The 25,341-nt window shown below is 38.4% G+C and carries 23 protein-coding genes and 3 pseudogenes; 8 read left to right on the plus strand and 18 right to left on the minus strand.

Translation table 11 applies throughout. The features are described from left to right. Positions 1–331: 331 nt before the first annotated feature. The 3 genes from SLH51_RS06840 to SLH51_RS06850 all read right to left on the minus strand — a co-directional run bounded on the left by SLH51_RS06840 (position 332) and on the right by SLH51_RS06850 (position 5,143). Entirely contained in the window at positions 332–1,531 is a 1,200-nt protein-coding gene (locus SLH51_RS06840; RefSeq protein ID WP_335960162.1) for an endo-1,4-beta-xylanase, read from the minus strand. 605 nt (positions 1,532–2,136) lie between these two features. Continuing rightward, a complete protein-coding gene (locus tag SLH51_RS06845) occupies positions 2,137–3,552 on the minus strand; it encodes a Na+/H+ antiporter NhaC family protein (protein WP_335960164.1) in 1,416 nt (471 codons plus the stop codon). A gap of 106 nt (positions 3,553–3,658) precedes the next feature. Further along, the gene (locus SLH51_RS06850; RefSeq protein WP_335960165.1) at positions 3,659–5,143 is read right to left on the minus strand and encodes a nicotinate phosphoribosyltransferase; all 1,485 of its coding nucleotides are present in this window, start codon (positions 5,141–5,143) and stop codon (positions 3,659–3,661) included. 147 nt (positions 5,144–5,290) lie between these two features. Here SLH51_RS06850 and ybaK point away from each other — a divergent pair, with 147 nt between their 5' ends. From ybaK to SLH51_RS06865, 3 genes are all read left to right on the plus strand, one after another. Next, complete coding sequence (gene ybaK / locus SLH51_RS06855; protein ID WP_335960166.1) at positions 5,291–5,767, plus strand: Cys-tRNA(Pro) deacylase; 477 nt, start codon at positions 5,291–5,293, stop codon at positions 5,765–5,767. A 167-nt stretch (positions 5,768–5,934) separates the two neighbouring features. Beyond that, positions 5,935–7,626 (plus strand): dihydroxy-acid dehydratase, encoded by a 1,692-nt coding sequence (gene ilvD / locus SLH51_RS06860; RefSeq protein ID WP_335960167.1) that lies wholly within the window; start codon positions 5,935–5,937, stop codon positions 7,624–7,626. A 563-nt stretch (positions 7,627–8,189) separates the two neighbouring features. After that, positions 8,190–10,007: a LysM peptidoglycan-binding domain-containing protein gene (locus tag SLH51_RS06865; RefSeq protein ID WP_335960168.1), complete on the plus strand. Its 1,818-nt coding sequence runs from the start codon at positions 8,190–8,192 to the stop codon at positions 10,005–10,007. A 241-nt stretch (positions 10,008–10,248) separates the two neighbouring features. On the opposite strand, the gene SLH51_RS06870 is transcribed toward SLH51_RS06865, so the two are convergent. From SLH51_RS06870 to SLH51_RS06880, 3 genes are all read right to left on the minus strand, one after another. Then, positions 10,249–11,172 carry an NAD(P)H-dependent flavin oxidoreductase gene (locus tag SLH51_RS06870; RefSeq protein ID WP_335960326.1) on the minus strand — a complete coding sequence of 308 codons (924 nt, stop codon included), beginning with the start codon at positions 11,170–11,172 and terminating at the stop codon, positions 10,249–10,251. A 133-nt stretch (positions 11,173–11,305) separates the two neighbouring features. Next, on the minus strand, positions 11,306–11,446 hold the full coding sequence (locus tag SLH51_RS06875; protein WP_335960170.1) for a hypothetical protein: 141 nt from the start codon (positions 11,444–11,446) through the stop codon (positions 11,306–11,308). Between the two features lie 551 nt (positions 11,447–11,997). Continuing rightward, positions 11,998–12,768, minus strand: coding sequence for a fumarylacetoacetate hydrolase family protein (locus SLH51_RS06880; RefSeq protein WP_335960171.1), 771 nt, complete (start codon positions 12,766–12,768; stop codon positions 11,998–12,000). Positions 12,769–13,391: 623 nt separating this feature from the next. Between SLH51_RS06880 and SLH51_RS06885 the strand changes: the two genes are divergently transcribed. After that, complete coding sequence (locus tag SLH51_RS06885) at positions 13,392–14,288, plus strand: LysR family transcriptional regulator (protein ID WP_335960172.1); 897 nt, start codon at positions 13,392–13,394, stop codon at positions 14,286–14,288. 102 nt (positions 14,289–14,390) lie between these two features. Here SLH51_RS06885 and SLH51_RS06890 read toward each other — a convergent pair whose 3' ends face one another. Beyond that, positions 14,391–14,663, minus strand: coding sequence for a YkvA family protein (locus SLH51_RS06890; RefSeq protein WP_335960174.1), 273 nt, complete (start codon positions 14,661–14,663; stop codon positions 14,391–14,393). A gap of 211 nt (positions 14,664–14,874) precedes the next feature. On the opposite strand from SLH51_RS06890, the gene SLH51_RS06895 reads away from it, so the two are divergent. Beyond that, positions 14,875–16,140, plus strand: coding sequence for an ammonium transporter (locus tag SLH51_RS06895; protein WP_335960175.1), 1,266 nt, complete (start codon positions 14,875–14,877; stop codon positions 16,138–16,140). A gap of 86 nt (positions 16,141–16,226) precedes the next feature. Here the strand turns inward: SLH51_RS06895 and SLH51_RS06900 are convergent, their stop codons facing one another. The 6 genes and pseudogenes from SLH51_RS06900 to SLH51_RS06925 form a co-directional block, all read right to left on the minus strand. Beyond that, on the minus strand, positions 16,227–16,376 hold the full coding sequence (locus SLH51_RS06900; RefSeq protein ID WP_335960176.1) for a hypothetical protein: 150 nt from the start codon (positions 16,374–16,376) through the stop codon (positions 16,227–16,229). A 119-nt stretch (positions 16,377–16,495) separates the two neighbouring features. Then, positions 16,496–16,858: pseudogene (locus SLH51_RS06905) on the minus strand (substrate-binding domain-containing protein); the annotation flags it as partial. A 338-nt stretch (positions 16,859–17,196) separates the two neighbouring features. After that, entirely contained in the window at positions 17,197–17,454 is a 258-nt protein-coding gene (locus SLH51_RS06910; protein ID WP_335960177.1) for a hypothetical protein, read from the minus strand. 183 nt (positions 17,455–17,637) lie between these two features. Beyond that, positions 17,638–17,892, minus strand: coding sequence for a DUF3006 domain-containing protein (locus tag SLH51_RS06915; protein ID WP_335960178.1), 255 nt, complete (start codon positions 17,890–17,892; stop codon positions 17,638–17,640). A gap of 41 nt (positions 17,893–17,933) precedes the next feature. Continuing rightward, positions 17,934–19,031, minus strand: a complete 1,098-nt coding sequence (locus SLH51_RS06920; RefSeq protein ID WP_335960180.1) for an MBL fold metallo-hydrolase — start codon at positions 19,029–19,031, stop codon at positions 17,934–17,936. A gap of 152 nt (positions 19,032–19,183) precedes the next feature. Next, positions 19,184–20,932 carry a WG repeat-containing protein gene (locus tag SLH51_RS06925; protein WP_335960181.1) on the minus strand — a complete coding sequence of 583 codons (1,749 nt, stop codon included), beginning with the start codon at positions 20,930–20,932 and terminating at the stop codon, positions 19,184–19,186. Positions 20,933–21,153: 221 nt separating this feature from the next. Here SLH51_RS06925 and SLH51_RS06930 point away from each other — a divergent pair, with 221 nt between their 5' ends. Beyond that, entirely contained in the window at positions 21,154–21,810 is a 657-nt protein-coding gene (locus SLH51_RS06930) for a DsbA family oxidoreductase (protein ID WP_335960328.1), read from the plus strand. 281 nt (positions 21,811–22,091) lie between these two features. Continuing rightward, positions 22,092–22,178 (plus strand): YjcZ family sporulation protein, encoded by an 87-nt coding sequence (locus SLH51_RS06935; protein WP_335960330.1) that lies wholly within the window; start codon positions 22,092–22,094, stop codon positions 22,176–22,178. A 36-nt stretch (positions 22,179–22,214) separates the two neighbouring features. On the opposite strand, the pseudogene SLH51_RS06940 reads toward SLH51_RS06935, so the two are convergent. From SLH51_RS06940 to SLH51_RS06960, 5 genes and pseudogenes are all read right to left on the minus strand, one after another. Beyond that, positions 22,215–22,399: pseudogene (locus SLH51_RS06940) on the minus strand (sugar phosphate isomerase/epimerase family protein); the annotation flags it as partial. Positions 22,400–22,438: 39 nt separating this feature from the next. Further along, positions 22,439–22,777: a copper homeostasis protein CutC gene (locus SLH51_RS06945; protein WP_335960332.1), complete on the minus strand. Its 339-nt coding sequence runs from the start codon at positions 22,775–22,777 to the stop codon at positions 22,439–22,441. Between the two features lie 46 nt (positions 22,778–22,823). Then, a complete protein-coding gene (locus SLH51_RS06950) occupies positions 22,824–23,825 on the minus strand; it encodes an asparaginase (RefSeq protein WP_335960182.1) in 1,002 nt (333 codons plus the stop codon). Between the two features lie 88 nt (positions 23,826–23,913). Next, a pseudogene (locus SLH51_RS06955) lies at positions 23,914–24,114 on the minus strand (alpha/beta hydrolase family protein); the annotation flags it as partial. A gap of 78 nt (positions 24,115–24,192) precedes the next feature. Next, on the minus strand, positions 24,193–24,348 hold the full coding sequence (locus SLH51_RS06960) for a hypothetical protein (protein WP_335960183.1): 156 nt from the start codon (positions 24,346–24,348) through the stop codon (positions 24,193–24,195). Positions 24,349–24,543: 195 nt separating this feature from the next. Here SLH51_RS06960 and rluF point away from each other — a divergent pair, with 195 nt between their 5' ends. After that, a complete protein-coding gene (rluF, locus tag SLH51_RS06965; protein ID WP_335960184.1) occupies positions 24,544–25,251 on the plus strand; it encodes a 23S rRNA pseudouridine(2604) synthase RluF in 708 nt (235 codons plus the stop codon). The last annotated feature ends 90 nt before the right edge of the window (positions 25,252–25,341 follow it).

Raw genomic sequence — 25,341 nt, forward strand, 5'->3', positions numbered from 1 at the left:
ATTAATAAAAATGGCGAATTAAGCAAAGCTTTCAAGAAATCATTCCCCTTTTACCTGATAAAGAGATTAGGGAACTACTTTCATTACAAGTATCTATTCCCATTTTGAAAGTGCGGCTCTGGTCGACATTAGATAATGACGTTGTCTAAATTTACGATCGTGGCTAATCGATAAAGGAAACAGCACACATGTTGAATTTCTCTACTCTTTTTCCGTGGAATCGTAACCATATGAACCGAATATTCTATATATAGCATTCGGTACAAAAAACAGCAGCTCCACCATCGTGGAGCTGCTGTTTTGCTCGTTTCCATATAGTATGAAATTATTATTAATCGATAATCTTCCAGAATGCAGGTTTTACTCTATATTCGTGGTCAAAAACAAATGGTGCATCTACTCCTACTCCACCACTATACTGTCTTGCACGGTTATCGAGCCATGTATGGTTATCTGCAATTCCCCAGAAGGTTACACTGCTGATATCAGCACCCAATTCTTCATACAATTCGAATATCTGATTGTAGCGTTCCGCCTGGTCTTGAAGGTCTTCCTCTGGAATAGCATCATATGATTCATAGGCATTATCTGGCGGCCAGCCATAAAGACTAACATCCAACTCAGTCACTTGATTATCTAATCCAAGGCTAGAAAACAGATCAAAAGAAGCTTTTGTGTCTTCGATTGTAGGCCAGCCAATTTGGATATGTGCCTGATGGCCTACTCCATCAATTGGAACTCCATCATCTAATAAGTCTTTAACAAGGTTGTAAAGGTCATCCCTTTTTGATGGTACTTCTGTATTGTAATCGTTAATATAAAGCTTCGCGTCTTCTCCCGCATATTTTCTGGCTGTTTCGAAAGCTACCTTAATATAGTCGGTGCCAGTAATCTGATACCATGCAGAATTACGTAAGCCCCCACCATCATCAATTGCTTCATTCACTACATCCCAAGAAGTAACATCATCTTTGTAACGCTCTACAACTGTTTTAATATGAGTTTTCATGCGCTCTAGTAAAAGTTGCTTATTTGCTTCTTGTTTGTTTGGATCTTCTTCATCAACCATCAAATTCCCCTCAATATCTACGAAAAACCATTCCGGAACTTGGCTATGCCAAACAAGCGTATGAAAGCGCAGCTCCATATCATTTTCTCGAGCAAATTCAACAATTTTGTCTGCTCCTTCCCAGTTCCACACACCCTCTTCTGGTTGTAATGAAATTGGCTTCATTGCATTCTCTGCCACGAGGCTGTTGTAATGATGCTTCAGTATTTTTCCCTGTCTTCCTTCAAGCTGATACGGCTCAACCGCTGCTCCGATGTCAAAAGAATCTTCATACCGATCAGCAAGAGAAGCTACTTGCCATGCGAAAGGGTCAACATTCCCATTTCCTTTCTCACCTTCTGCAAAGACTCCTTCCCTTGATGGTCCACCATTCCCTTGAGCAGATACACTGCTCATTCCACCAGCTACTAATAGAGATAAAGCTAATCCTGTAACGATTGGTTTTCTTAGAAATTTCAACATGAATAATTCCCCTTTTAAGTAAATTATTTGAAAACAAATGCGTAAGTAACTAACTAAACCTCCTTTTCATATAATCTAAGTGCCTGCACCCAAAAAGAAAAGGCTTTCATTTTCATAAAAAAACAAAATGGGATTTTCTCCTGCAAGGCTTTTTATAACTTGCACTCATTATAGCAACAGCAACTTTGTTCGTACACTGAACAAACAAAGTTTTTTTAAAACGATAGAAAGGTATTGGTATAAATATCCTCCACTATAATTAAACTTTTGATAAACCATAGCCTAAATACCTATATTCGATTCTAACAAGCGTAACAATTAAGATATATAGACCTACTTTCTATTTTGAAGCATTTACACTAGTAATATCTCTTAAGAGATGTCAACTTCTGTTTTTTTCATAGCATTTTATCTTTGAATCTGAAAATACTTAATCGATTCGCTATTAACTAACTATAGTAATTCTAAAAAAAGAAAAAAAGTGCCCACTATCCCACTGTCTTTGGAATAGAAGTACGTAGAACCTACCTTCAGCAAGTAATTTAAAACAGCAAAAACCTCTCCTACTGTTTCTGATTTAGAGGAGAGGCGAAACGATACATTGTCTAAAAAATAAACGTAACCATAATATACAGCCCCGTCGTAATCCCTGCTGCAATCAAGGCTGGCTTCAATTTATATTTTGCATATTCAATCACAGACAAGTTTAAAATCTTAGCAATTGTATTTGTATCATCACTTAAAGGCGAAGCAAATGCCCCAAACGAGCCACTTGCAAAGACGGCGCCAATGACGAGTGGCAAAGAAACGTCACCAACTGTCGCTAGTGATATTCCAAGAGGCATTAATATCCCCCATGTTCCCCAAGCAGAGCCAATAAAATACGAAACCGCTGCCCCGAAAATAAAGATAAGGGGTGCGATGAACATTTGCGGGATCCACCCGGAGTGCGCTGTAACAAAGCTTGAAAACCCTAAGTCATCCGTAATAGACGAGAGCCCCCAAACAATAGATAGCAACAAGATCACAGACATTAATTCATTTCCGCCATCAATAAAACCAGCAATCAAATGACTAAGCTTAAAACGTTGCAGCAAGTAAAATGCAATGGAAAGTAATACAGTAATTAAAAGAGCGACAACCATCGCATCAAGTACATCTGCTTTTATAAAAGCCTCGAAAAAATCATACCCTTGTACATGACCGTCCCACCATGTTAAAAACAACGTAAGACCAATGACCAAAACAAGTGGCAGAAGAAGATTCATCGGTTTAATCGGTAATTCTTTTGCGACAACTGGATGGCAATCATGCCAATCATCTTCCTCTTCTGCCGCGTGTTCATCAATCTGCATTGGTGCTGTTGATTTTGTTTTGGAATGGTGGAAAAAGCTTAAATACACTCCTAAAAAAATGATAACGATCGAAAAGAAGTTAAATGGAATACTTTGAATAAATAGCGAGTAAGGATCGAGTGCAATCCCTTGATTTTCAGTCGCTATTTGAATAATTGAGACCATATAGCCGACGAAGGCTGTTGCAACAGGAATCAAGACAATGATTGGAGTTGCTGTTGTCTCAATTACAAAACCAAGCTCTGCTGTCGTCATCTTTACTTTTTTAAGTAATGCTCTCATAATCGGAGCGATTGTCACAAACCGAAACGTAGGTGCGGCAAACGTTCCAATTGTTGAAACATAGGTTAGCAGCAGTGCTTGCTTCCTTGTTTGAATTTTTTCTGCTGCTTTCTCAACAAATCCTCTAATTCCCCCTGTCATCTTAATCATGCCAACAAGACCAGAGAAGGCATATAAAAAGACGATAATTTTAATATTATTTGTATCAATCAGTGCTTGGACAACGTAGGTGAACATCGTCTGAACACCGCCGATGACAGAAGGATCCATAATATAGGACCCCACGAGCAGACCAAGAAAAAGGGCTGGGAGCACTTGCTTTGTATAAATCGCTACTGGGATTACCACTAAAAATGGGATAATCGAAAGCCAGCTTGATTCCATCGTCAATCACCTATCTTGGATTTTTATTCATCCGATTTTTTGATAAAAGTTCGTCTTCTTATCTTGTGATTGAGTTGGAATATTATACTTTCAGTTGTCTTTCAATCTAATATCCAAGCTTACCTTTAACTTTCTTTTTAATGTCTTGAATAATCGTCATCTTGTTGTCCCAGCATTTTTGACTTAGGTCAACAGGATACTCCTCAGGGTTTAACGTACGTCGATACTCTTCCCATAGAAGGTTGATGTTTTCAGAGACAAATGTCTGAATCGTAAAAATGTCTGGATTCTCGTAAACAAGTTCTCCATTTACAAAAATATCCGTCAAGAGCTCCCTTGCTTCAAAATCGGTAACGAATTTGCTAATAAAGGTATGAGTTGGATGAAACATTTTTAATCGTTCTTCTTTTTGCGGATCTTCATCTTTTAAAGCTATGTAGTCTCCTTCTGATTTATCGTTTTGCATATTAACAATTCGATACACGTTTTTCATTCCTGGTGTGGTTACTTTTTCGGGATTTGAGGAAATCTTAATGGTATCTTGCATTTGTCCGTTCTCATCTTCAATGGCTACAATCTTGTAAACAGCACCAAGGGCCGGCTGATCAAAGGCCGTTATCAATTTGGTCCCGATTCCCCACACATCGATTTTTGCGCCTTGCGCTTTCAAACTCAGAATGGTTTCTTCATCTAAATCGCTTGATGCAACAATCTGTGTTGAATCAAACCCGGCTTGATCAAGCATCTCCCTCGTTTTCTTCGACAGATAGGCCATATCACCACCATCTAAGCGAATCCCTTTAAAGTCAATTTCCCCTTTGAATTCTTTTGCTACTTGGATCGCTGCAGGTACACCAGAGCGCAAAACATCATACGTATCCACAAGTGGAATAAAGACCTTGTTTTCACGTCTTACACAGCTCTCAGCGTATTTTGTCATCGCTATATAATCATCTTTATAAACTTGAATCATTGAGTGAGCATGTGTACCGGAGACCGGAATTCCGAATTTTTTGCCCGCTCGTATGTTACTTGTTGAATCAAACCCGGCAATAAAGGCAGCTCTTGTTCCCCAAATGGCAGCATCCATTTCTTGTGCTCGCCTTGTTCCAAATTCCAACGCTTTTTGACTACCAATTACCTGTTTGATTCTTGATGCTTTTGTTGCAATTAGCGTTTGATAATTCACAATATTTAAAAGGGCCGTTTCAATGAGTTGAGCTTCAGCAAGAGTTGATTCCACTTGCAGTATCGGTTCATTGCCAAAGACGAGTTCTCCTTCTCTCATCGAGCGAATGGACCCTGTAAACGTGATGTTTTTTAAGTAATCTAAAAATTCTTCTTCATACCCAAACGCATCGCGAAGATATGTGATATCACTTTCTGTAAAACGGAACTCTTTCATATATTCAATCACTCGTTCCAGCCCAGCAAACACTCCGTATCCATTCCCAAATGGAAGCTTTCTAAAAAACAATTCAAACACAGCTTTCCGATTATGCATACTGTCATGCCAATACGTTTCCACCATATTCACTTGGTATGCATCTGTATGGAGAGACAAACTGTCGTCTTCATAAACACTTCTCATTTCCAATACCCCCTGCTACCCAATTGATTACTATCAGTATTTCCCTAATTTACTTATCTAATAAACAGCTCTTCGCTCACCAGTCTTTTAAACCACTTATAACTGTAATAAAATAAACAAAAAGCGTAAAGTTCGAAGGAGAAAAACATGAAAAAGGGAAAAACCAATGCCATACGTATATTGGAAAAAGAAAAATGTGATTACAAAATGCTGTCCTACAAAGCAGATGACGGGAAAATTGATGGAGTATCGGTCGCTAACAAAATCGGTAAAGATGTGGCTATCGTTTATAAAACTTTGGTCTCTCAAGGATCTAGTAATGCTTATTATGTGTTTGTAATCCCAGTAGAAGCAGAACTTGACTTGAAGAAGGCTGCAAAAGTGGCAGGAGAAAAGAAGATCGAAATGATTCCAGTTAAAGACATTACAAAGATAACCGGTTATGTACGAGGCGGCTGTTCGCCAATTGGAATGAAAAAATCATTCTCAACTTTTCTTGATCAAAGCGCTGAACTACTAGATACGATTATTGTAAGCGGAGGCATGATCGGGATACAGATGGAACTGAAGGTAGAAGATTTAGTTGGTGTTACGAATGCTTGCTATGGTGACGTACGAAAGTAGTTCCTATATTGTCTCCCGGTATCTCGCATTTAGTTTATCCCTCGGCTATCATTTCTAAAATTTGTATCTATCCTAATTTAATTGAAGCTTTTCATTTTAAAAATCCCCAAAAAAGATGATACTGTTAAAAGTGTTGGACTGCTACCAATTAATTGAGGGGGATTATTATGGACAACGAAAAAAACAGAGATTTGCGGATTCGCAGCATTGATATTAGTGAAGGAGAAAATCGTTCGCCTAACAGAGCTATGCTTCGCGCCGTGGGATTTAGTGATGATGATTTCAAAAAGCCGATGATTGGCATTGCAAGTACGTGGAGTGAAGTAACTCCATGTAATGTACATATTGATCAGCTTGCACGTAAAGCGAAAGAAGGGGCCAAGGACGGAGACGGGGCACCATTAATTTTTAATACGATCACCGTTTCTGATGGCATCTCTATGGGACATGAAGGAATGCGCTACTCTTTACCGAGCAGGGAAGTCATTGCTGATTCAATCGAAACAGTTGTAGGAGCGGAGCGTCTTGATGGCGTTGTGGCGATTGGCGGTTGTGACAAAAACATGCCAGGTTGTATGATCGCCATAGGTCGTTTAAATCTTCCGTCTGTTTTTGTTTACGGTGGTACAATTGCACCTGGAAAATCAAAAGAAGGCAAAGATATTGACATCGTTTCGGTGTTTGAAGCTGTCGGACAATATAGTGCTGGTACGGTCGACAAAGAGGTATTAAAAGATATCGAATGTCACGCCTGCCCCGGAGCCGGTTCTTGTGGCGGCATGTACACCGCAAATACGATGGCTTCGGCAATCGAAGCGATGGGAATGAGTTTACCTGGAAGTGCTTCAAACCCTGCCGAAACATCTGAGAAATTAACCGATTGCTATGATGCAGGTCAAGCAGTCGTTGAGCTTCTACGCAAAGGGATTTATCCAAAAGATATTATGACGAAAAAAGCATTTGAAAACGCCATTACAATCGTCATGGCACTCGGCGGCTCAACAAATGCCTTCCTTCATCTGTTAGCTATTGCGCATTCTGTCGATGTCGACTTAACTCTAGATGATTTTGACCGTATCCGAAAAAAGGTTCCGCACCTTGCTGACTTGAAACCTAGTGGCCGTTATGTGATGCATGACCTTCACTCAGTTGGAGGTGTTTCAGCTGTGATGAAGGTGCTTCTTGAAGCCGGTCTACTTCACGGAGACTGTTTGACAGTGACTGGAAAAACACTTGCTGAGAATCTTGAGAAACAAGCACCATTAAAAGAGGGACAGGTGATTATTCGACCATTTGACAACCCGATTCGAGAATCAGGTCCACTCTTTGTTTTAAAAGGCAACTTAGCACCTGAGGGCGGCATTGCCAAAATGTCCGGGTTAAAAATAAAGAAAATCACAGGGTCAGCTAAGGTATTTGACTCAGAGCAAGAAGCAACAAAAGCTGTATTGGATAACGAGATCAAAGCTGGAGATGTCGTTGTCATTCGCTATAGTGGACCAAAAGGTGGACCAGGTATGTCTGAAATGCTGTCAATTACAGGCATTATCGTTGGCAAAGGTTTAGGTGAAGAGGTTGGCTTAATTACCGATGGACGATTTTCTGGTGGAACACATGGGTTAGTCGTTGGTCATGTATCACCAGAAGCTCAAGTAGGCGGACCGATTGCTCTAATCAAAACAGGAGATATGATTACCATTGATAGTGAAACGCAGGAACTGTCTGTTAATGTAAGCGATGAGGAAATGGCCAAACGCTTATCAGAATGGGTCGAACCACCCCTTCGTTATTCAAGAGGAGTTCTAAATAAATATGCAAGGCTCGTATCATCCGCATCAAAAGGAGCCGTTACGGATTAACATGATCTTAACGAGTTCACGATAAGCAAGTTATAACGTGCACCCTTTGTTAAGGACATTTTTATTACATCTAAGCTACTATAAGAGATGACCTCTGTTCAAATAAGGCCACTGAAAAAGGTTGCTTTTTACCTTTTTCAGTGGCCACGTTCAAATAGAGGTCATCTTTTTTTATTCCATTGATCGCAGTGGGACCAGGTACTATTCTTCTATTCCAACCTTGCGGCGAATAACATATAGCAAAAGGAGGATTATCCATGCTGTTATACATTGAGCCGAACTTACTTTCACCTAACGTTTACTACACCTCATGGAACCCCCGTCATTGTGCTAAGATGGAACGTCCCTAGTCCTACTGTTGAAGAAGGACCTCGCGGAGATATTCAAATGTATGATCTCGTTCAAATTACTAAAAGCGGATAAACGGGCTATATGCCTCGGGTCGGATTTACTGAAATATTGATGATCTAATAAATCTTTTGAGGCAACTAATCTTTAAAAGAGGTTATCAATGAACTCACCTTTTTTCCATATTAATCCTGAATTGATTTGGAGGGTTGAAAATGCAGACTTTTTACACGGTTCGTTCTGGCGATACACTGTATCAAATTTCCAGACGCTGGAATCTTCCAGTTGAGTCCCTTATCGCTGCAAATAATATGGTACCACCTTACACGATTTATGTTGGTCAACAGCTTTCTGTTCCTCCTGGTGTTGACGTCATTCGTGTAAGACCTGGAGATACGCTTTTTCAGATTGCTCAGGTCTTCGGTGTTCCTCAAGCTACCATTATTGAAGCAAACCAGCTACAGCCTCCTTATATCATCCAAGTCGGTCAACTGCTGAGGGTTCCTGCCGGCAATCCCTATTATGTTGTTCAACCTGGAGACACGCTTTTTCAGATTGCTAGACGATTTAACGTAGTAACCGCAGGACACAGCAACCCCGAGTTGATTCGACAGGTTAACAAGCTTCCATCTAGTGATCTTTTTCCTGGGATGATTCTGCTCATTCCTTATGCTCCTGTCGGGGACCGGGGATTGATTGCTTATACATCCAACCGTGGAGGGGAATACGATATATGGTTATATAACACTAGCAATGGTGTAAATAAACAGATTACAAGCGGATTAGGAGAATCTTTTTCAGTTCCTTTTTGGTCGCGGGATAGTAGAAGAATTGCCTTTGTTGGGAAAAATAACATTCTCTACGTCATCCAACTTGCTGAAGGGACAATTGCCCGTATTGATCAGTTTATAGAGGGATTAGGCATCTATGTAAGCTGGTCGCCAGATAGTCAAAAACTCGCTTTTACGAAACAAGATGAAGTGATCTTGTACAATGTCATCACCCATCAAGCACAGCGAATCAACCAGCCTGGTGCAACTGATGTCCAATGGTTTCCAAATGGGACAGAACTACTTTTCCAAGCTCCTGATGCATCAGGTATCAGTCAACTATTCCGTATTCGAACCGATGGAACAAGTAAACAGCAAATTACTGAAAATACTGGCGGAGCTCTTAATTATGTTCGTCTTTCTCCTGATGGCTCGTATGTACTATATACCACTCCTGGTGTTAGCATTTCAATCATTTATACGTTAGACCTTTCAACTGGAAACGTATTCGAAGTACGAGGCGGACCTCTTGCAAAAAATTACTTTCCAGCATGGTCGCCAAATTCATCTGCAATCGCTTATAGCGCTACTGCTTTTGAAGAAGTTGGATATTTTTCATTGATCAGAACAACAGGAAGAAAAGGAGAGGACGACCGAACAAGGGCCATTGCAAGTTGCTTTGCCACACCTGTTACTTGGTCACCTGACAGCAGAAAAATTGCCTATCTATCAGGCTGTGTCAACGATGGAACAGCAAGCGAGATGTGGGTAATTGACGTATTACATCCTGTTCCGGTTAGATTAATAGAAGGAGTATTTATTACATCATTGCAATGGTCACCGATGCCAATTTCTCCTTTGAAAAAGACCTATACCAACAACATTTATAAAGTTCAATTCCTATTCCCTTCGCATTGGCAAAAAGTAACTGACGAAAGATATGAAGGCCCAGATGGTTTCTTCCAAATTTCAGCGATTTTTTCGGATGAATCCATTGACATGGTGTGCCACAATGAAGCATTCCAGCAATTGTTACCATACGGATCTAGACCTAGCATCATGCAGACTCAAATTCAATCACAACAAGCATGCTTGATATTCCCGTCAGAGGACCAACCTCCAGAAATGAAAGATCAAGCTGCTCTGATCGTGCGGTATCCAAAACCAATTCAAATTGCGGGAACAACTTACAATTACTTTATCTTGTGGGCTGATCAGGAACATATAAATGAAATAAGCACGACACTTGCTTTTCTATTGTAATAATATAGAAAAAAGGTTCCTGCTCCAGCGCCTTAAAGCGCTGGAGCAGGAACCTTTTGCACGCTCTACAATTACCCATAATTAGCATGTGAAATTGATGAATACTATCAATTTTCTACTTTGTCAGTAAGTACCCCCTAACTTTATAATGCTTTAACGTAAACCGGCTTATATCATCATTTACATTCACATCATTATTAGTTGTATTGAAGATGAAACCCTCTTCGACAAGTAACAGACACTACACTATTTTCTCATACTCTTTCACTATGTTCGTAATAATTGTTTTTACCGGAAGAATCTCTTTTATTTCATGAACTCTAGAACCGGCAAAAACTAACCCATTCTCTGCATCTCCTTGCACAGATGTCATCAATGAATCTAATGTGCAAAAACGGTAAGAGCATTGTTTAAGACAAGAGTAGCACTTATCAATTTTTAACTTTTTGTCTCCGCTTATGCTCTTAGTAAAGCTATTTTGTATCGCTCTTCCTTGTAGTCCTACTGATGTCTTCACTAGAACGGTATCACCACTTTTACATTCAATATATTTTTGCTTAAAAGCATTTGGTGCATCACACTCCACACTTGCAACAAAGCGTGTCCCCATTTGCACACCAGATGCACCCATTTTCAAAGCTTTGGCTACATCTTTTCCCGTTAAGATCCCTCCTGCTGCTATAACTGGGATATCTACTGTTTCTAACACATCAGGCAAAATATCAAATAATGGTCTATCCGTTCCTAGATGGCCACCTGCCTCAAATCCTTCTACTACGACAGCAGAGGCTCCCAACCTTTGTGAAATCTTGGCTAATTTAGCAGATGAAACGATTGAAATGACAGGAACATTATATTGTTTCCCCCAGCTGTACATATCTCGTGATATACCAGCTCCCGAAATAATAAAATCTACTTTCTCTTCCATCGCTGCTTTAATGGTTTCTGCAAAATCGTTCATTGCAAACAACACATTTACACCAATATAACCCAAACCTTTAGTCAGTTCTCTTGCTTTACGAATATGGTATTTCAATTCATCGATTGGTATGCCCGTTCCTGAAATAATACCAATACCTCCAGCATTAGCTACAGCCGAAGCCAATCCACTTAAAGAAATTTTAACCCCCATTCCTCCTTGCATTATTGGTACTTTTGGTTTCATGTGCGCAATTTCTAACTGTGGTATATTCAATCAATCCGCTCCTCATCCATACTTATTTCACCTATTAAAATAAGGTCTACCTTAATGGTAAGCTTACATTTCATTCTATCGATAGTTGTAAAATCTTTATGTATTATTTATCACACCTAAGGTTGATTTGTTTGAGAGCTTGCCAGTGTTCTTCTGAAACGGCCTTCGCATGCTCGCTATACGCTTTAATTCTTTGAGTTCGAATATGATTTACTTCATTGGTAAAAGCATTACGTATGTTCATATGGTTTCCCTCCTCTTAGTTCGTTAGAATCATGAGTTTTCAGTGGACTCCGTATTCGATCTCACTCTCATCCCATCCCTAAGAGGTACTGCAAAACCGTAACTGCCTTACATGTTCGGGAATCTGTAACTCCTACTATTTATATTAACCATAATCTATTTTAGTTTGTATGCACCAACATTTCTCTAACAACAAATGTGTTGAAAGCTCAAAGGAAACCATCAATTAAATGGTTTCCTTTGAACTACCTATGAATGAAAACATATTTACTCAATCAATAAATCCAATTGCTTCAACCTCTTACGTGAACCATATGTTTATTCTGGTTTTCTATCTTGGTAAAACATTTTTCCTCATTGACTAAGAATCAATGTAGCTAGCAATACTAATTAAGAGGAAATTTGGATAAAGACTACCTTTATTTTCCGCCAGCCTTTTTATCGATATCATCTGGTCTATTTACCCTTCTAGTAACACCTGTTTCCATAACATCCATCTTTTAGAACAAACGCGGCTGATAGGTTCCTCTCTTAACGTTTGTATTCCTAACACTACTTCTCCACCTTCATAACTGAATTACGTAACACTCCGATTCCTTCTATCATACATTCAATACAATCATCAACTTTCAATAATTCTGCTCCTATTGGAGAACCTGTTAGAATGACATCTCCAGGTTGTAAAGTCATGACTTTTGATAAATAGGAAATCATTTTTGGAATGGATATGATCATTAGTGTTATAGAACTGTCTTGTTTTAGTTTTCCATTATGCGCCGCTTGTACTCTAACATTTATTAAATCAAGATTCGTTTCAATGGCTGGCCCCAGTGGTGTAAAGCTATCAAAAGCTTTACCAATGGTCCAATGACCATCCGGGTGAAAATGTTGAGCAGAAGTAACATCATTTCCTATCGTATATCCAAAGATATAATCCTGAACACCCTTCTCCTCAATATCTTTAGCCTCTTTTCCAATCACTACTGCTAGTTCTGCTTCAAATTTCACCTGTTCATGTTGGGGAGGTAATTTTATTTTTTCATCAGGACCAATAACAGATGATACAGGTTTAAAGAAAAACACTGGTATTTCTGGCAATTCATCAGGAAGTTCATCCTCGCTCGAGACAAAATTCTTTCCAATTCCAATGACTTGGTTAGGTATTAAAGGTGCTAATAATGTAACTTTAGCAAGCTGAAACAATTCTTCTGTGTAAGTCCATTCTCCAAATATATCGCCCTTAACTTCTCTAATTATTTCTCCTTCAACAATACCTATATGAATACGTTTCTCTCCTTGAACGGTAAACCGTGCTATTTTCATGATTCCACCTACTTTCTTTCACAACCTGTTACTAATCACTTGGTTAGTAACAATATTTAGAAATCCTACTAACTAACAATGAACAATAACAGGACTGAATTTTCAGACTTTAATGATTGGATGGTACTTTTGTTCATCTAGATTTTTTAAGGGTTTATAAGTATTCTATCTTAATAGTCAAAATAAAAATAATACATATTTAGAATGTCTGATATTCCTTTTAGCTATAAGAATATAGGTTATTAAAAATGATATTATTAAATTGACTACATTATCATTTATAGGAAGAGTCATTCCATATACTGAACCTAAGCATAGTGGAGCACCGTGATGCGGATAATTGTTACGTAGTCATAATAAAAGACCATGTTCGTATTACTTAGTTATAGGGGAGGATCATTTAGTGGAGAAACTTATTACAATAGCTGAACGTCATGGCCTACCCTTGCTATTCACCCGGGTACTGACGGAATGGGAATCAATGTAATAAAAACCTTTTTATTTATTCCGAATTTTCTTTCTCTCTAGTGACTTAGTATCATTAATAATATATTATTAATTTAGAAAATACTATGTAGGTGCGAATGTTACTATGCCATTTAGCATAGAAAGGATGAACACATATGGATATTCGACAATTAGAATATTTCTCTGAAGTTGCCAAATACTTAAGCTTCACAAAAGCATCTGCGTCATTACATGTCTCTCAACCATCTATTAGTAAAGCTATTAAAAATTTAGAAGATGAGCTAGGCGTACCTTTATTTTATCGCTCTCCCAAACAGTTAGAACTAACCGATGCAGGAAATGCAGTCCTTACAAATGTAAAGATCGTACTAGAATCATTTAACAACTTAACGACAGAGCTAACTGATATCATCGATTTTAGAAGTGGTGAAATAAAAATTGGCATCCCTCCTATTATTGGAGCCGCTTTTTTTTCAAAATTAATTAGTCAATTCAAAGAGGCATACCCTTCCATTGAAATCATGTTAACAGAAGTTGGTACAAAAAAAATCATACATGAACTAGAAGATGGTTCGATTGATATTGGATTAGTATGTAATATACCTAAAACAAGTAATGATTTTGAAATGGTCAAACTAGTAAAAGATCCATTGATGGTCATTGTCCACAAAAATCATGAATTTGCTAGTAAACAAAAAGTCAATTTCTCTGAATTAGAAAATCAAGCATTTATTTTGTATCGGAAAGATTTCTCTATTTATGATCGTATTATGGAAGAATGCACTAAAAACAATTTCTACCCAAACATTGTTTGCGAAAGCTCACAAAAAGATTTTATGGTTGAAATGGTAGAAGCTAAATTAGGGATCGCCCTTTTACCTAGTAAAATCGGCAATAATATTTATAACAATGAAATTAAGGCTATTCCTTTAAACTGTTCTAATCTTCATTTGGAATTAGGAATGGCATGGAAGAAAAATAAGTATCTGTCTTTCGCTGTAAGAGAATTTATATCAATGTCTAAGAAGGATTTAACATTGTGTCATTCTTAAATCATCTAATGATTAAAAGCCTCCATTTAAGTAAAAATGGAGGCTTTTATTTTTTGTATTTTGCTCGTTATGCTTTTGGTCTCCTCATTAGTTTCATTTTATTCATACGTCATATTTTCTCTTAAGTGATTCTGGAGCCATTTTTACCATTCTTTCAAAGATAAATGTTGCAATGACTATATCATCGATGATCCCAATAAAGGTTAAAAAATCAGGTATAATATCAAATGGAAATATGACATAAACAACTATTAATAACACACCAATGACTTTCTTCCCTTTGGAGACCTCTTTTGATAGAAAATAATCCTTTAGAAAAGGCACGAATTTCCACACTTTAAAAATAAATGTTATTCTTTTTAAAACTTTCCGCAACAGTACCCCAACTTCCCGTCCCAAATAAAGACCTTTATTAATTGAATATAACTACCTTCATTCTCTCATTCCAACTTTGGTAATATATTGCTTGTGTGTTAGATTACCTAACAAACATGTAGAATCATAAAATTAAGTTCTCTATACTTGCCTTACAAGCGATGTTAACTTTATTGACACATTTATGTTATTTATAGAGGAGTGTAATCATATGTCTACATTAGCACTAATGGATAATCTTTGGGTGATTGTTTCTGCAATCTTAGTGTTGTTCATGCAAGGCGGATTCATTCTATTAGAAGTAGGATCTACGCGCATGAGGAATGCTGGTCATATTGCCAGTAAAACAATCTTTACAATAGGAATTGCTTCAATTATGTTTTGGGCAGTCGGTTGGGCGTTTGCATATGGGGAAGGAAATGCGTTCATCGGATTAACCGATTTCTTCTATGGTGATTATTCGACTAACGAAAAAGGATTGGTAGGTTCCGTAGATTTCTTTTTCCAAATGATGTTTGCAGCAATTGCTGTTACGATCGCAACGGGAGGATTTGCCGAACGTGCTAAATTATCTACTTATTTAGTTTTTATAGCATTATTCTCAGCATTGATTTACCCAGTCGTCGCACACTGGATTTGGGGTGGCGGATGGTTATCACATTTAGGGAAGCAAGATTTCGCTGGTTCATCCGTTGTTCATTTAACAGGAGCAATGGCCGCACTAGCAGCAACAATTCTACTAAAACCACGTCTTGGTAAGTTTAATAAAGATGGGTCAGCGAATGATTTGGCTGGTCATAATCAGGTTTTTACAGCTTTAGGAGTATTAATTTTATGGGTTGGATGGTTCGGTTTTAATGCAGGTAGTACATTAGGCGTAGCAGATGCATTCTTTGGATATGTAGCGTTAAATACTCAACTTGCAGCATGTGCAGGTGTCGTTGCAGCGATGTTCATTGCTTGGGCTATGAACGGAAAAACGGATGTGCCTACAATGTTAAATGGTGCATTAGCAGGCCTGGTTGCGATAACAGCTTCGTGTGCATTCGTTGCTCCATGGGCAGCAGTCGTAATTGGTCTCGTTGCTGGAATCCTCGTCTTTTTTAGTATGAAACTTTGTGATAAAGCAAAAATTGATGATCCGATTTTTGCGATATCAGTACACGGAATTGCTGGTATTTGGGGAACACTCTCAACAGGGTTCTTTGCAACTCCAGAACTTGCCGAGTTAAATGGCAAAGGGAGTGCTGGTCTTTTCTATGGCGGTGGATTCACTCAACTTGGAGTCCAAATGATTGGGATAGTTGCTGTAGCCGCTTTTGCATTCGTTGTTTCATATGTTTTACTTTTAATCACAAAAGCCCTTTTAGGTGGGTTACGTGTATCTGAGGAAGAAGAAATTACTGGACTTGACCTTAGTGAGCATGGAAGCTACGGTTACCCTGAAAGCATGCAATATCAAAAAACAAGTGCATAAGAAAGAGGCTGCGCCGTCTTTCCTACGTGCTAAGTCGTTGCCCATCCTTGAGTAAACAATCAAAAGTAGAATTGTCGAACATACCTTCAACCTGCTTGATTGAAACAAAGAAGTGAATCATTTGAGAGCTTTACAGTAATGTTTCCATCATTTGCTGCCCCCATTTCTCTCATATACAGCCTTATACCAATATCGCAAATTTGCTCTTTCAGCTGAATCTCGTATTCATTTTGCACATTAAAAACCACCTTTATATTTTCTCAGATACTCTATATGTAAAAACTGCTGTATATAGATTCATTTGTAACAAGGACAAGTATACAAATTGTATACTTGTCCTTGTATTATATCTCTCTTAAAAATCATAATCTCCGGCATTTTCAGCTGTGAAGTCTGTTGGAGGCCCCATAATAACAGTTTGATCACGAACTTCAATTTGACCAACATTAGGAATATCTTGACCATCAGTTGGCAGGTTTCCTTCAGCTAAGTCTTTAGCTAATGAAACTGTTAAGTAACCTAATTTTTCAGGATCCCAAAGTGTTGCTACCTTTAAAGAACCATTTTCAAGGAATGGTAGAGAGTCTGTTGGTAATGCTGTACCAACTAAAGCAACTGAATCTTCAATTGCTTGTGCTGCACCTAATGGGGCAACAGTTGAGAAAGCCATGATTCCTTTTAAATCTGGATACGCCCTTAGTAAATCAAGTGTTTTTTGGTATGCTTCTTGCTATCTCTCGTCAGTCGGAATTTTTTCAGTTACTAAGTTAAGATTCGGGTAGTTCTCTTCAACTTCTTTCATTGCCCAGTCAATCCATAAATTTAAGTTAGCAGCCGACATACCACCTGCAACCCCAAGATCTTCACTTGCTTGTTTCGCAGCAACTTCAGATGCATTAAAGTAAGGAATACCTACCAGTTTAGGAACTACTGCAACCTTAATAGAATTCCCCGATTCTTACTAGAACCACTAGAGACACGAGCAGCTTTTTTTCTCCCCCTAAATGTTTGTTTTAATTATTTTTCAACCAATTTTAATTGGAGTAAAAACAGTTGTTATGCAGCCGATTTCGTTTGTTCTTTTACACTTTTTCTCTTATCCAGCTGAGAAGATACGTAATTGATCACGAGTGCGACGATAAGGATAACGCCAACCATAGCTTCTACGATGGACCTATGAACACCTAATAGGTTAAGACCACTAGACAATCCCTGGAAAATACCGACAGCATAAACATTACCAATGACTTTTCCGTAACCACCTTGAATAAGAGTACCTCCAAGAATTGCAGCAGCGACACATAATGTTGGCAAGCTACGACATCCAGCTCCCCTATCTTTAGTAAATATTAGTGGATTCTTAAAATATATCTATCGGCTAATTCGATTTTTTATCGATTAATCTATCATGATTCTATAAAAAAAGGACAAAAAAAGTGCCCATGCCCCTGTATTGAAGCTTTTCCTTTCTGGGGACGGGCACCATTTTGGTCTAACCTAATCTTTACTTTTCGAACGTTCTCGCAATAACTCCAATTTGCTTTTGATCCGTTCTTTTGTTTTATCTGTTTCCTCATGATCTGCTTCAATTGACCCTAACTCATCACCACGAAATTCCACTTTTACCACTGTCCCTGCTGTTACTCCACTCGGTAATTTTGAAGAAGGAATTACCTTTTCGATTTCTTTGGCACCTACTAACAACACCGCATGTTTTCCGTCAACAAGTCGATCTACAATCGCTTTTTCCATTCGGTATTCAACCCTTTCTAAGCTAAACTGACTTCCATTATTTACCGCACACAAGCAAGTCCCTGCTCTTTGATTTCGGTCACTCTCGCTTGCCCAATGCCGTGAATTTGACTTAATTCATCCAGGGAAAGAAATGGACGGAATTGAATCAACTCTTTCGCTCTTTCCTCGCCAATATGAGTAATCTCCGTCAACTCTACCTTTGAAGCAGTGTTTATATCCAAACAGTCATCAATACTTCGCACCGTTTCTTGTTCCTCTTTTGGCTCGGTTGTTATCGCACCGATATCGGTAGAAACGGTATATTGTTTTCCATCTGTTGTCACAATGATATGTCCATGTTCATCTGTTCCATATAGGTCAATTCCCATGTTCTCTATTCGCTCAATGATCTCATCATGAGGGTGACCGTAACTATTTCCCTCTCTTGCACTGTAAATGGCGACTTCAGGTTGAACACGATCGAGAAAATCTTGAGTATTGGATGTTGTCGATCCATGATGACCTAATTGAAATATATGCGCCTTTAGATTATGTCCTCGATTTATCATGTCACGTTCAGTCTGATACTCAGCATCACCGGTGAATAAAAACTTTATATCTCCATAACTGATCCGTACCGATATACTTCCTTCATGTAAATCGCCTGTTACACTTTCTGGGTTGTAAACCTCGACCAAAGCAGATCCAATTGTAAAAGATTCTCCTGCTCTTGGCTCATAATACTCAGCATCCGAATCAAGAAGAGCATCAAGCACCCGTTCAAACGTTGCAGACGTATGCTCATCCCCGCTCATCCAAACTTCTTTAATCGGAAAGGCTTCGATGACCTTATCCGCCTGACCAACGTGATCGGCATGAGGATGCGTTAAGATCATTAAATCAAGATCTGTTATACCTTGACTTTGAAGATAAGGCGTTACATCAATTGCATCATGTCTCCCTGCATCGATTAACAGCGTAAAATCTGGTCCCTTTAAAAGAGTCGCATCCCCTTGACCCACATCTATGTAATGGACTTCTAATTTTTCACTAGACTGGGTAGTTGCTTGTTGCGGGGTGCAAGCGGCTAACATCATGAATGAAATCAATAGAAAAACGAATAATACTGGCTGGTCATATCTTACCGACCAATTCATACTGCTCCCTCCCATCACTAACAAGTAACGATTATAACATGAAAGAACAAGACGAATTTATCAGCCATTTGACCCAAAGAAAGGCGCAAGAATGAATTGCACCTTACGTCTCCTTACACTTTAGTTGTTTTTCCACCTTTTCAAAGTCTGAACTACTCCTTAAAAGCCCCCCAAAAAGCACCATTCGTATTTATGATTTTCATAATTTCTTGGTAAGGTATAATAAAAGTAGGAAACCCTGCGGCATATGCGGCAATTTCATATGGTTCAAAATAAATTGCCAACGCATCTTCGGTTACGTAAAAAGTTTGGTCAGGTTGAATGCCTTTATATTGATCAAGAAAATAAAAAGTAAAACCTTGTGTTTCCTCTTCTTCTATCTGTTTTTGAATGATGTCACTTACGATTTTTACATAGTCACTACCTGGTTTAAATAGATCTTTAAGTTCATAATTTGTTCCTGTTTTCAAATCGATGTGGACATATGTTTGAAACGGCATCCCGTGAGCTGCACCGAACGGGTAATTATACCCTGCTAACTTTAGAACAAATAAATTCTTCTTGAAAAATGAGACCAAAAAATCACCGTAATAACTGTAATCTAATTGAACATCATCTGGAACTTGAATGACTTTTGACTGTTGTTTCAGAATGCCATTCACCCTTCTCTGGGCTTCTTCGTTTTGCATCCCTTCAATCTGCGGATAGTAAACAAGATAATCTTTATTCGGACTATATTTTTCTATTTGAATCCGATAGTCGGCATTCAAAGGAAAATTCGTATTCGGTTGGTACACGCTTCTCCCTGATCGATCATAATAGGATAAACTATGATCGACATGTGCTTGGATCAATCGCCCTTCTAAATCTAGTGTTCCGACACCAGGAATAACTGGGTAAGATTCGGCTGGATTGCCGCTTTCGTCAATAAAAAAAGTTGATTGATCAATCGTCACTGAGCTTAACCCTTCTTTATATATACCGACCTGATCATACATAAATTCGGTAAGAATATGACCTGCAGTATCGGCGATTCCATATGTCGAACCGACATATGGTTGATCCGGATTAGTAGCGATTCCAACAGCCACTCGTTGCTCTTTCAATTGACGAATATCATTATATGTCGGCGGAATAAAGAACTTCCCCAATTTATTAATTAAACCATACTGATTGTACATATCATCAGACATGTTCACGACGGCTCGCCCATCTTGAAAAGCCATAGCAATTGCATACTGAGGTGACAGCACAATCTGTCCCTGTTCATCTACGTATCCCCATTTGTCATTAAAAGTTTTCTTAAACGGAATTAATCCTTCACTGTATCCCATCATAATGGCAAATGGATACGTTTGAAGGATTTTTCCGTTTCGTGCAATAAGAGCAAATTCATTCTCTCTTAGTTGCACAAGTGCTTTGCCACCTGTAAAATCAAAAGCATTTTCGTATTGAAGTGGCATCACTTCATTTCCTTGCTCATCCAAATACCCGTAAAGATACTTGCCACCAGAATTAGTCCCTGAAAAAATCGCTCGTTGTTCTTGATACGGTTGGATTAAGCTGTATGCTTTCGTTGTGATTTCCTGTCCTCTTTCATTGATGACCTTAAAACCGGCATCATCCATTACAATCGCACGACCTTCCGTAAAGGGCATAACCTGGCTGTAGATAGGCTGAATGACAAATTGACCTAAGTGATCAATCATCCCTGCTCTCCCCTTTACGGTTACAATTGCAAGTCCATTTTCCTGAAAATCATTCGCTTCATCAAATTGTGGCTTGAGGACAAAACGCCCATTGCGGTTAATGTACCCCCATTTCTTTCCATCTTTCGTTACCTCATATGCAGGAAAGAGCTCGGGGGCTCTTGTTACTTTTATAGTCATGTTCTTTCTCATTATGAAACCCACCCCATATGATATTGGTCTAGATATCATACGGGGTGGGTTGTGAAGTGGTGCTATTTGTTTAATGTGCGCTGTCATTTAATAAAATGATGCATCTTAATAGTCAAACATCACCTCAATAGATATACTAATATACGTAAGATAAAAAGTTGGAGGGATAAATGATGTTAGAAATCGAAATGTGGACAGATTTCGCTTGACCATTTTGCTATATTGGCAAAAAGCGTCTGGAGGACGCACTTCAAAAAATTGGACACCCTGTCAAAGTAGAGTATCGCTCGTTTGAGTTAGATCCTTCAATAGAACGAGATGCAGGCTATAACATTTATGAAAAATTAGCCTCTAAATACGGAATGAGTTTAGAACAGGCAAAAGCCAATTGTAATAACATGGAACAAATGGCACAGGAGGTTGGATTAGACTTCCGCTTTGATACACAGATTTTAACCAATACGTTTGATGCGCACCGTTTGGTCGCATTCGCAAGAACAAAAGGCCAGATGCATGAAATGACTGAGCGTTTATTACGTGCCTACTACACTGAGTCAAAGCATATCGGAAATCATTCAACCTTAACCGAGTTAGCGGGGGATGTTGGATTAAATCAAGAAGCGGTGGCAGACATGCTCGCTAGTAATGACTTTAGTGATGCCGTTCGCCAAGATGAACGTAAAGCAGAACAATATGGCATCCGCAGTATCCCGTTTTTCCTTATTAATAAAAAGTATGCTGTTACTGGCGCCCAATCAAGTGAAACGTTCGTACAATCCTTGCAACAGATTATTGAACAAGATGATCTATTGACGGACGGGAACGAACAAGACGGTGCGGCTTGCGATGATGATGGTTGCGAGATTCAAAAAAAATAAATAGTCAAGACCAGTGTCTTAGTTAGATACTGGCTTTTTACTGCATAAATTTAGCTCTTACTTCGAATCTTTCCATACAAATTCGCCGTATCTCACTCTTTACTCGCCATAACTCAATCCTTTCTAGCCATAACTTTCTATTTACTCGCCATTGCTCACTTTTTGCTATTATTCATCTCCTCTCTCCGCCCATTTTCTTTCAACTATGGACAAATGCCCACCCAATGTTCTGCTTCAAACATAGGTATATGGTGTACTCACTCAAAAAGGAGGAATTCTTAATGAGTCACGTTACTGGAACTAGCTTCACGTTAATTGTTGTGTTATTTATCCTGCTTGTCATTGTAGGATCTGCGTATACTTTTTAATTAATTATGCGAAAAGGCAAGGGGCAAATGCCCCTTGCCTTTAAACTCGACAGTGATGAAACCGTCATATCCTGAGTTCTTTACTATTTTTATTACTTCACGAATATTAATATCCCCATGACCTACAATCGCACCACGTAAGTAATTTTGATTTACCGTTATGAACTACTTTCCCTACCTGGATTCTCATAATAAGGTCGGATATAGAAATCCTTGAAATGTTCGTATACTTAATAAATAGATGAATTAAGAGGTAATAATTATTTGAATTGCATAATCATAGGGCCGTGATAGAGATTTTCTATTTTCATCATCTCATGTAAAATTTTGATTCCCTCTAGTGCAGTAGATTTACCACCTGAGGTTAGAACTCTTTTAACTGGAGTAAACTTTACTAACTTTTTTAGGATTTTTATTGGATCTTCTACGTCATCTATTGCACGATGAAACGTAATAGGTAATGAACCTGCTTCTCGTATCACTTCAAGTAATAACTGCTCATCTAAATCTCCTCTTTCTGTTAATCCTCCAAACACAATACCTGCCCCACCGAGTTCCTTGCTAAAATATGGTGGATTAACTTCTGATAATGAGACGATATATCAAGTGTGTTCATCTTTAGATTGGACAATAACTTCTATCATTTCAATAAACTTCCTCTCTTACAGTCAAATACCCCGTTTTTGCACCTGCGTCATTAAACCGAATAGCCGGAAATGTCTCCTTTAAACGCGTAATGGTATCTACATTGGAATACGATAGTTTTTCTAAAATATGCGTAATAACTATTGGCCATACAACCTCAGATCCACTGGTTACTTTTAGCGCAATACTAACCTTTTCCTTTCTGAGTGCAAATGTATATACCCCTTCAGCACCTCCTTTTGCAATGATATTAGAATCACGTAATAGTTCAGTGCAAATAAATTTGTTTGATGCAATCATTTCAGGAGCTTGATTCATGACCCTGCCCACTTCTTCTATCCCTCCTTTTAATAACGGATCCGAGACATATTCCAGACAAACAAATTTCAAATAGGTTAAAGCTAAATTATAAAGTGGAATCGCTAAAGTTGGGACACCACAACCATCAAGACCAACTATCATATCACCGTCCCTACATTCTGATAACTCTTTAATTATGTGATGAATTTGTTTCTGGAGGGGATGGTTTTCCTTTTCATATCCATTCTCATCCCATCCATTTAGTCTAGATGCTGCAATCATTCCAGCGTGCTTGCCTGAACAGTTATGCAATAACCGTCTCTTTTTTTCCCTCCTCCAAATAAGTTCTTCTTTCGGCTTCGTATTAAGGGGATAGCTGTGATTACAGACCAATCTTTCTTCTGATATTTTGAGTTTACCTATTAGTCTTCTTAACTGTTTCTGGTGTATGTTTTCTCCACGATGAGAGGCACAAAATAATGCGGCTTCGTTCTCGGTTAAATGATATGCTTTAGGAGCACCTGCAAGAAAGGCTGGTATCGCTTGTAAAGGTTTTGCTGCTGAACGAAAATAAACAGGCGATTCTATATCCCCTGATGAATACTTGATCTCTTTCTGTTTATTTAAGATTACATAATTAATAGGATGATAATTTTCCACTATCGATGAGCGCCGTTCTTCTACAACCAATCTACTAATCATTTTTTTATCTCCTCTCAATCATCCTTTACAAAACGTTGAATAACCTTTAAGTCAATGTATATTCATTTAGTAAGAGCTTTATCCGTTTACCTCTTACTGCATCAACAAATGCTTGCCCATAGCCATGACTTCCACGAGGATTCGTAAATACGACAACAACTCCTTTTGCAGCTAGTGTTTGGAATTCATGGAAATATGTATTTGCATACATCACATGTGGTCCGCCATGAATTTCAATGATTGTTGGGTACTTTTTTCCTTCTTCAAATCCGAAAGGTTTCATAACCCAGTCAAGAAACAAAATAAATAATAGCGAACAGTTCTTTTCCCTGTTCGCTATCAACATTTAGAATAGGTCGATTATTCCTCACACATCAGAAGAGTCGTCATAATCATAACGAAATCCGTCATTTTGAGCTGTTTTTCCGCCTTCTTTTGCTTTTTGATTGACTGACGATTGTATTTGTTCGTCAGTGGTAGTTTGCACCGGCTGTTGGTTTTGTTCTTTTTTCTCGACGTCCATCATTGCCACCCCTAGTAAATTTATAAGACATTCTTTTTTATTTTGTCTCTTCCCTTTTGCTTTTATGCTAGAGTTTTTCTTATGTAATCATTAAGTTCGACTATAATGTTAAGGATCACTATGATTAGACCTTGAAAAGAAGGCTATAGTTAGGTATTCTAAGAAAACAATCCTCCACGTAAGGGTGTGGTTCAAATGCGTATTAATAAATATATAAGCGAGTCTGGAAAATCCTCAAGACGAGGTGCAGATAAACTAATTAGTGAAGGTAGAGTCACGATTAATGGAAAACGTGCAGAAATAGGTAGCCAAGTCGAACCTGGCGATGATGTTCGAGTAAATGGAGCTCCTATCCGGGTAGCCAGAAATAATGTTTATATTGCCTTAAATAAACCAGTTGGCATTACGAGCACAACTGAAAAAAAGGTGAAGGGGAATATTATTGATTTAGTCAATCATCCTTTACGAATCTTCAATATCGGACGATTAGATAAAGATTCTGATGGCTTAATACTCCTTACGAACGATGGTGATATTGTAAACGAAATATTGCGTGCCGAAAATAAGCATGAAAAAGAATACATCGTTTCCGTGGACAGGCCAATTACTCAAGAGTTTATCAAAAAAATGTCAGAAGGAGTAGAAATATTAGGAACAAAAACACTCCCTTGTGAAGTAAGGCAGTTGTCAAAATATGATTTTCAAATCATATTAACACAAGGATTAAATCGTCAAATTCGTCGTATGTGTGAGGCGTTAGGCTACGACGTTTTCAGACTGCAGAGAACTCGAATCATGAACATTCACTTAGGAAACCTTCCAGTTGGGCAATGGAGAGATCTATCAAAGAAAGAACGCACTCAATTATTTAATGATCTAAACTATGAGCCAAAGGAATGGTAGAAAAATCGGTTTGAATTTAGTCCTAAACTTTTCAGCAAAAAGGGGTATGCATGTCAAAAATGCATACCCTTTCCTCCTGTAAACTATGAT

Source organism: Halalkalibacter kiskunsagensis (assembly GCF_037027555.1).
Taxonomy (GTDB): Bacteria; Bacillota; Bacilli; order Bacillales; family Bacillaceae_D; genus Halalkalibacter; species Halalkalibacter kiskunsagensis.

Excerpts from the sequence above, each read along its gene's own strand:
- SLH51_RS06875 (WP_335960170.1), bottom strand. The coding sequence starts at position 11,446 with ATGAACATACGTAATGCTTTTACCAATGAAGTAAATCATATTCGAACT.
- SLH51_RS06895 (WP_335960175.1), top strand. The coding sequence starts at position 14,875 with ATGTCTACATTAGCACTAATGGATAATCTTTGGGTGATTGTTTCTGCA.
- SLH51_RS06840 (WP_335960162.1), bottom strand. The coding sequence starts at position 1,531 with ATGTTGAAATTTCTAAGAAAACCAATCGTTACAGGATTAGCTTTATCT.
- SLH51_RS06870 (WP_335960326.1), bottom strand. The coding sequence starts at position 11,172 with ATGAAACCAAAAGTACCAATAATGCAAGGAGGAATGGGGGTTAAAATT.
- rluF (WP_335960184.1), top strand. The coding sequence starts at position 24,544 with ATGCGTATTAATAAATATATAAGCGAGTCTGGAAAATCCTCAAGACGA.
- ilvD (WP_335960167.1), top strand. The coding sequence starts at position 5,935 with ATGGACAACGAAAAAAACAGAGATTTGCGGATTCGCAGCATTGATATT.
- SLH51_RS06920 (WP_335960180.1), bottom strand. The coding sequence starts at position 19,031 with ATGAATTGGTCGGTAAGATATGACCAGCCAGTATTATTCGTTTTTCTA.
- SLH51_RS06960 (WP_335960183.1), bottom strand. The coding sequence starts at position 24,348 with ATGGACGTCGAGAAAAAAGAACAAAACCAACAGCCGGTGCAAACTACC.
- SLH51_RS06845 (WP_335960164.1), bottom strand. The coding sequence starts at position 3,552 with ATGGAATCAAGCTGGCTTTCGATTATCCCATTTTTAGTGGTAATCCCA.
- SLH51_RS06935 (WP_335960330.1), top strand. The coding sequence starts at position 22,092 with ATGAGTCACGTTACTGGAACTAGCTTCACGTTAATTGTTGTGTTATTT.
- SLH51_RS06850 (WP_335960165.1), bottom strand. The coding sequence starts at position 5,143 with ATGAGAAGTGTTTATGAAGACGACAGTTTGTCTCTCCATACAGATGCA.
- SLH51_RS06880 (WP_335960171.1), bottom strand. The coding sequence starts at position 12,768 with ATGAAAATAGCACGGTTTACCGTTCAAGGAGAGAAACGTATTCATATA.
- SLH51_RS06915 (WP_335960178.1), bottom strand. The coding sequence starts at position 17,892 with ATGGAAAAAGCGATTGTAGATCGACTTGTTGACGGAAAACATGCGGTG.
- SLH51_RS06925 (WP_335960181.1), bottom strand. The coding sequence starts at position 20,932 with ATGAGAAAGAACATGACTATAAAAGTAACAAGAGCCCCCGAGCTCTTT.
- SLH51_RS06885 (WP_335960172.1), top strand. The coding sequence starts at position 13,392 with ATGGATATTCGACAATTAGAATATTTCTCTGAAGTTGCCAAATACTTA.
- ybaK (WP_335960166.1), top strand. The coding sequence starts at position 5,291 with ATGAAAAAGGGAAAAACCAATGCCATACGTATATTGGAAAAAGAAAAA.
- SLH51_RS06865 (WP_335960168.1), top strand. The coding sequence starts at position 8,190 with ATGCAGACTTTTTACACGGTTCGTTCTGGCGATACACTGTATCAAATT.
- SLH51_RS06950 (WP_335960182.1), bottom strand. The coding sequence starts at position 23,825 with ATGATTAGTAGATTGGTTGTAGAAGAACGGCGCTCATCGATAGTGGAA.